This window comes from Clostridium sp. C8 (assembly GCF_001010885.1).
Classification (GTDB): domain Bacteria; phylum Bacillota; class Clostridia; order Clostridiales; family Clostridiaceae; genus Clostridium; species Clostridium sartagoforme.
In genome coordinates this window covers 22,379-28,894 of the sequence record NZ_LBMX01000007.1, presented here as the reverse complement: position 1 = coordinate 28,894, position 6,516 = coordinate 22,379, and the positions used below count along the sequence as shown (strand labels likewise).

7 protein-coding genes and 1 tRNA gene are annotated in these 6,516 nt (G+C 30.6%); all 8 read right to left on the bottom strand.

Annotation, left to right across the window (positions count from 1 at the left end; genetic code table 11):
- Window positions 1–300 (bottom strand): GTP-binding protein (locus AAT22_RS01200; RefSeq protein WP_046999982.1); only part of this gene is annotated, 300 nt, incomplete at its 3' end.
- A gap of 137 nt (window positions 301–437) precedes the next feature.
- Window positions 438–513: transfer RNA gene (locus AAT22_RS01195), tRNA-Thr, on the bottom strand.
- Between the two features lie 88 nt (window positions 514–601).
- A complete protein-coding gene (gene sigH, locus AAT22_RS01190) occupies window positions 602–1,246 on the bottom strand; it encodes an RNA polymerase sporulation sigma factor SigH (protein WP_016205913.1) in 645 nt (214 codons plus the stop codon).
- A gap of 54 nt (window positions 1,247–1,300) precedes the next feature.
- Window positions 1,301–1,813: an NYN domain-containing protein gene (locus AAT22_RS01185; RefSeq protein WP_016205914.1), complete on the bottom strand. Its 513-nt coding sequence runs from the start codon at window positions 1,811–1,813 to the stop codon at window positions 1,301–1,303.
- A 17-nt stretch (window positions 1,814–1,830) separates the two neighbouring features.
- Complete coding sequence (gene rlmB / locus AAT22_RS01180) at window positions 1,831–2,739, bottom strand: 23S rRNA (guanosine(2251)-2'-O)-methyltransferase RlmB (protein WP_242849769.1); 909 nt, start codon at window positions 2,737–2,739, stop codon at window positions 1,831–1,833.
- A gap of 40 nt (window positions 2,740–2,779) precedes the next feature.
- Window positions 2,780–3,196 (bottom strand): ribonuclease III domain-containing protein, encoded by a 417-nt coding sequence (locus AAT22_RS01175; RefSeq protein ID WP_016205916.1) that lies wholly within the window; start codon window positions 3,194–3,196, stop codon window positions 2,780–2,782.
- Window positions 3,197–3,243: 47 nt separating this feature from the next.
- Complete coding sequence (gene cysS, locus AAT22_RS01170; RefSeq protein WP_046999981.1) at window positions 3,244–4,644, bottom strand: cysteine--tRNA ligase; 1,401 nt, start codon at window positions 4,642–4,644, stop codon at window positions 3,244–3,246.
- An 11-nt stretch (window positions 4,645–4,655) separates the two neighbouring features.
- The gene (locus AAT22_RS01165; RefSeq protein ID WP_016205917.1) at window positions 4,656–6,368 is read right to left on the bottom strand and encodes a proline--tRNA ligase; all 1,713 of its coding nucleotides are present in this window, start codon (window positions 6,366–6,368) and stop codon (window positions 4,656–4,658) included.
- Window positions 6,369–6,516: the final 148 nt, after the last annotated feature.

Below are 6,516 nucleotides of genomic sequence, written 5' to 3'. Positions count from 1 at the left end.
ATCCATTTGAGCAGCTCCTGTGATCATGTTCTTAACATAGTCAGCATGTCCTGGACAGTCAACGTGTGCATAGTGTCTGTTTTCTGTTTGGTACTCTACGTGAGCTGTGTTAATTGTGATTCCTCTTTCTTTTTCTTCTGGAGCCTTATCGATTTCATCATATTTGAATGATTCTGCTAATCCCTTGTTTGCTAAAACTGTTGTGATTGCAGCAGTTAAAGTTGTCTTACCGTGGTCAACGTGACCGATTGTTCCAATATTTACGTGTGGTTTGCTTCTTTCGAATTTTTGCTTTGCCATTGTAAAATCCTCCTTTAATCTTTGTAATAAACTTTGCCTAGCGTTTTCTAGCTTTTTTGGTAATATATTTAGCTCACTGCAAAGGTTAAAGCAATTTACAATCACAATAATCACTCTTGGTGAGCGTTCAACTATATTGGAGCTCACGATCGGGATTGAACCGACGACCTCCGCCTTACCAAGGCGACGCTCTGCCTACTGAGCTACGTGAGCATTTCCATTTTAATATGGTTTATAGTTTAATATACCAATTATAAAGTTTACTATTGTTCAAAAAATTTGTCAATAAAAATTTAACGACTTATTTTTCGGTATCCAGACATTTTTCAAGCTTTCGCTTCACTCTTTGTAGTGCATTATCTATAGACTTAGCCTGCCTATCTAAATCACATGCTATTTCTTGATAAGACTTGCCATCTAAATATGACTGAAGCACCTCTAACTCAAGTTCTGATAATACCTTAGCCATCTCTCCTTCTATATGCTTTAATTGTTCCTTTCCAATTATAAGCTCCTCAGGATTTGTTATCTTTAATTCAGATAAAACATCTATTAATGTTCTATCTGATTCTTCTTCATAAATAGGCTTGTTTAAGGATATATATGTGTTTAAAGGGATATGTTTTTGTCTGGTTGCTGTTTTTATTGCAGTTATTATTTGTCTAGTTATACATAGTTCTGCAAATGCTTTAAAACTTGTTAATTTATCAGATTTAAAGTCTCTAATAGCTTTATATAGACCTATCATTCCTTCCTGATAGATATCTTCTTTATCTGCTCCAATAAGGAAATATGACTTAGCTTTTGCTTTTACAAAGTTTTCATATTTAGAAATTAAATATTCTTGAGCTCTTATATTACCTTTTTTTGCTTCATCAACTACTTCCTCATCTACTTTATTTAGAAATTCTACGAATAAACCTTTTTCTTTTTTTGTATTCTCCACTATATATCACCCCTTTAAGCCCTATAGTATTATAGTATATATTTAGTCAAAATTTTACTTGCTTCTTCTTATTTCTTCTAATTTTTTCAATATATCTTCATCCACATTATCCCCCAAATGATTTTTAGATGAATACATATTTTTTATTGCTTTATTTTTTATCCTATTTTCTGTTTCAATAACTTCATTATAAAATTCCAATGCAGATATCCTAATAGCGCCTCTTTGAAAGATAGTTTGTTGTTCAAGCCAATCCGATGTAACTACGTTCACCTCAAATCGCCTACCTAAAATATGGACTTCTCTCTCTATATAAGAATCTGCTGTCTCACCATCTTTTGTGAACACTATACTAATATTTTTATTTATATTTTCTTTCTTTTCAATACTTCTCTTAACCTTATGTGCATCAAATACTACGATTATCTTACAACCCTCATAGACTGAATAATTATGTAAACTATCTATTAGACTTTTTCTAGCTCCATCAAAACTGTAATCTTTTTGTACTTTTAGATTGGGCCAGCTATTTATAACGTTATATCCATCAACAAATATAATTTTCACATGCTACCTCTTCAGTCTTAACTTTGCTTTTTTAGTAATCTTCCCTTTAGTATTTCATACATCATTATACCACCTGCAACTGAAGCATTTAAAGAGTTAATTTTACCTATCATAGGTATTTTAATTAATTTATCACACTTTTTAAGAGTTAATTTGGATATTCCCCTTCCTTCACTTCCTATAACCACTGCACACGGTCCATTAAAATTCACTTCATAGCTATATTCTTCTCCTGCTATATCTGCTCCATAAACCCATATTCCACTTTCTTTTAATTCGTCTATAGCTGCATTTATATTTGTTACTTTTGCAATTTTCATATGTTCTATGGCTCCAACTGAACATTTGTATACAGTTGATGTTATTCCAACATTCCTTCTTTTAGGTATAATTATTCCATGAACTCCACATAATTCTGCTGTTCTAATTATGGAACCTAAGTTGTGAGGATCTTCTATCTCATCGAGAATCACTATAAATGGATCCTGTTTCTTCTCTCTCGCATCCTTTAACATATCTGCAATCTGACAATACTTAAATGGAGTAACTAAAGCTATTACACCTTGATGATTTGTACCATTACTCATACCATCTAGCTTTTTTCTATCTACTTCCTTTAGTACTAACCCTTTTTCTCTTGCCATATTTATTATAACTTTTATAGAGCCTTCCATATTTCCATTAGCTATATATATACATTCTATTGTTCTATCACTTTTTAAAACTTCTATTACAGCATTTCTGCCTATAATTAAATCTTCTCTAGTCTCTTCTTCATTTTGAGTAACAACACTTTCCTTTGAGTAATTATCTCTTGCATTTTTATTTTCTCTAGTAAATTGTCTTTTTCCTTGTGCTGAAGCATTTTCAAACATTTGTCTTTCCATTCTAGCCTTCATTCTAGCTTCTCTATTTCCTTTAGTCACATTAAATCACTCCTTATCTCTATTATATACTTTTCCTTAATTATGTTAAGTATGTTTCTGTAGATTTTTCTAATATAATATTTAATCTTTCCTTATTTCCAGTCAAATATAAATATCCAACTAAGGCTTCAAATCCAGTAGCATTTCTATAGTCTATCACATCTGCATTTTTAGGAATAGTAGCTGACTTTGCATTTCGACCTCTTTTATAAATATATAATTCGTCTTCTGTTAATATATCTTCTATATTATGCATTATATTAGACTGGCTCTTAGCTTTAACATATCCTATTGCCTTTACATGAATTTTGTGTGCAGATAGATCTGTATTATTGGATAATATATAATTTCTTATATATATTTCATACACTCCATCTCCTATTAAAGCTAATTGCAAAGGATTTAATCTCCTAGCCTCTTCTCTATTAAATTCCCTGACTCTTAAATCCTCTAACATACGTTTCTCTCCTTTAAAGAAAGGCTGCAAAATTGCAGCCCTCTAGACTAATTTATTTTTTTCCATCTTACTCCTTGTGGAGTATCTTCTAAAATTATATTTCTAGCCTTCAAATCATCTCTAATTTTATCGGCTAATGCGAAATCTCTATTTTTTCTTGCTTGCTGTCTTTGCTCTATTAAATCTTCTATTTCTTCTTCTAAACTTCCTTTTGTTGATTTCTGAAGAATTCCTAAAGGTTCTCCAAGTTCCCTTATTAAACTTAGAGCAGCTTCACAAAGTTCCTTTGATGACTCTATTGATATATTAGTATTTATATCCCTTATAAGGTCAAATATAGCCGTAATAGCATCTGCTGTATTAAAGTCGTCATCCATTTTTTCTATATATTTTTGTCTATAAACATTTAAAGACTCTAAATAATCTTTTTCTTTATTATCCATATCTTCTTTTTTAACTTCACTTATTAAGCTCTCTAAATTAGAAACTGCGTTATATAATCTTTCAACCGAAGATTTAGCTGACTCTAATAAATCATCACTATAATTTAATTGAACTCTATAATGAGCAGATAACATTAAAAATCTTATTATATCTGAATCATATTTTTCAAGTGCATCTCTAGCCGTTAAGAAGTTATTTAATGATTTTGACATCTTTTGATTATTAACATTTAAATATGCTGAATGCATCCAGTAATTTGCAAAAGGCTTTCCTGTCAAAGCTTCACTTTGAGCTATTTCATTTTCATGATGTGGAAATGCTAAATCCATTCCACCTGCATGTATATCTATTGTATCTCCTAATATTTTTTTAGCCATACAAGAGCATTCTATGTGCCATCCAGGTCTTCCTAATCCCCATGGGCTTTCCCAAGCTGGCTCTCCAGGTTTCTGTGACTTCCATACAGCAAAATCCATAGGATCTTCTTTTCTTTCATCAATACTTATTCTAGCTCCTGATTGAAGGTCTTCTAAGCTTTGCTTTATAAGCTTTCCATAACTATCAAACTTTTTAGTTCTAAAATAAACATCTCCCTCTACTTCATAAGCATATCCTTTTTCTATTAATCCCTCAACAAATTCAATTATATCATTTATATATTCAGTAGCTCTTGGATTTATTGATGCTCTTTTAATATTTAAACCATCTGCATCCTTATAATATTCATCTATATATCTATTTCCAATATTTAAAACTGTAGTTTTTTCTTCATTTGCTTTATTTATCATTTTATCATCTATATCTGTAAAGTTTTGAACGAATTTAACTTTATATCCTCTATACTCTAAATATCTTCTTATAGTATCAAATATAATAAAAGTTCTTCCATTACCTATGTGAAAATAATTATAAACAGTAGGCCCACATACATACATATTAACTTCACCTGGGGTTAGCGGTACAAACTCTTCTTTTTTTCTAGTTAAGCTATTATAAACTCTCATTTAATTACCTCCTATCTTACAGATAATTTATTTTTCTTAAACTCTTCTCTAACTTTCTCTATAGCTTCTTCTATCTTTATATTTTCCATTTCTGATATTCTAAGTTTAAATTCTACTTCTCCATCAACAATTTTCTTACCAACTGTTATCCTCATTGGTATTCCCATAAGGTCTGAATCCTTAAATTTAACTCCTGCTCTTTCATTTCTATCATCTAGTATCGCTTCAACACCTATCATTTTTAACTCTTCATATATCTTGTTAGCAATCTTCATTTGTTCTTCATCTTTAATATTCACAGGGATAATATTAACATGATATGGTGCTACAGATAAAGGCCAAACTATTCCATTTTCATCGTTATGTTGTTCTATTATTGAGGCCATTGTTCTTGTTACACCAATACCATAACAACCCATTATAAATGGCTTTTCCTTACCATTTTCATCTATAAAATTGGCATTCATAGCTTCTGAATACTTTGTTCCTAGTTTAAATATATGACCAACTTCAGTTCCTCTTGATATAGTTACTTTACCACCACAAACTGGGCACTTTTCACCTTCAGTTATATTTCTATAATCTCCAACTATACCTTCAAAATCTCTGTTATAATTTACATTTTCAATATGATATCCAGTTTCATTAGCTCCAACAATAAAATTGTACATATTAGCAACTTCTTCATCAACTAATAAAACATCTACTTTTATATTTATAGGACCAGCAAATCCAACTTGTGCATTAGTTGCCTTAAATACCTCTTCTGGTGTTGCCATATTTAAGTTTACTACTCCACCTAAAGCATTTGAAACCTTAACTTCATTAACTTCTCTATCGCCTCTAACCATTGCTGCTACTATTTTATCATCAGCATTATATATTAAAGTTTTAGCAAATCTTTTTTCTGTTGTATTAAAGAATTTTACTAATTCTTCAATTGTTTTTACATTTGGTGTTTCTACTTTATTTAGAGGCTTTAATTCTTCAACTTCTGATTTTTCGGCTGTTGAATAAGCCTTTTCTATATTAGCTGCATAATCACATGCTGTGCAGAATACTACATCATCTTCTCCAACTTCTGACTTAACCATAAATTCTGCTGAATTAGATCCTCCTATAGCTCCTGAATCTGCTTCAACAGGTTTTGCCTCTATACCACATCTATTAAATATTTTAATATATGCTTCTCTCATCTTATTATAAGAAATATCCAAACCTTCTTGATTTTTATCGAAACTATAAGCATCTTTCATTATAAATTCTCTTGATCTCATTACTCCGAATCTAGGTCTTCTTTCATCTCTATACTTTGTTTGTATTTGATAAAGATTTATTGGCAATTGTTTATATGATTTAATTTCATTTCTTGCAATATCAGTAAATACTTCTTCATGAGTTGGTCCAAGACAAAAATCTCTATTATTTCTATCTTTTAATCTAAATAATTCATCTCCATAAACATCCCATCTTCCAGACTCTTGCCATAGTTCTGCTGGCAGTACTGCTGAAGCTAAGAATTCTTGTGCTCCTGCATTATTCATTTCCTCTCTTATTATATTCTCTACATTTTTTAAAACCTTTAATCCTAATGGCATATAATTGTATATACCTGATGCCATTTTTCTTATCATTCCAGCTCTTAACATCAGTTTATGACTATCTATTTCAGCTTCTGCTGGAACCTCTCTTAATGTTGATATTAACATATTAGACATTTTCATCTTTGCTTCCTCCTATATTGTTATTTATTTTAATTCTTAAATTTCTATATATAAAAAAAGCCCGCCCTAATTTGATTAGGGCGAACTTATCTCGCGGTACCACCTAAATTTGTTCTCTAAAATGATAACGGTATTAAACCGATAGTTT

What these genes read in the sequence shown, in the direction of transcription:
- AAT22_RS01175 (WP_016205916.1), bottom strand. Translation starts at nt 3,196, where the DNA reads ATGTTAGAGGATTTAAGAGTCAGGGAATTTAATAGAGAAGAGGCTAGG.
- cysS (WP_046999981.1), bottom strand. Translation starts at nt 4,644, where the DNA reads ATGAGAGTTTATAATAGCTTAACTAGAAAAAAAGAAGAGTTTGTACCG.
- AAT22_RS01165 (WP_016205917.1), bottom strand. Translation starts at nt 6,368, where the DNA reads ATGAAAATGTCTAATATGTTAATATCAACATTAAGAGAGGTTCCAGCA.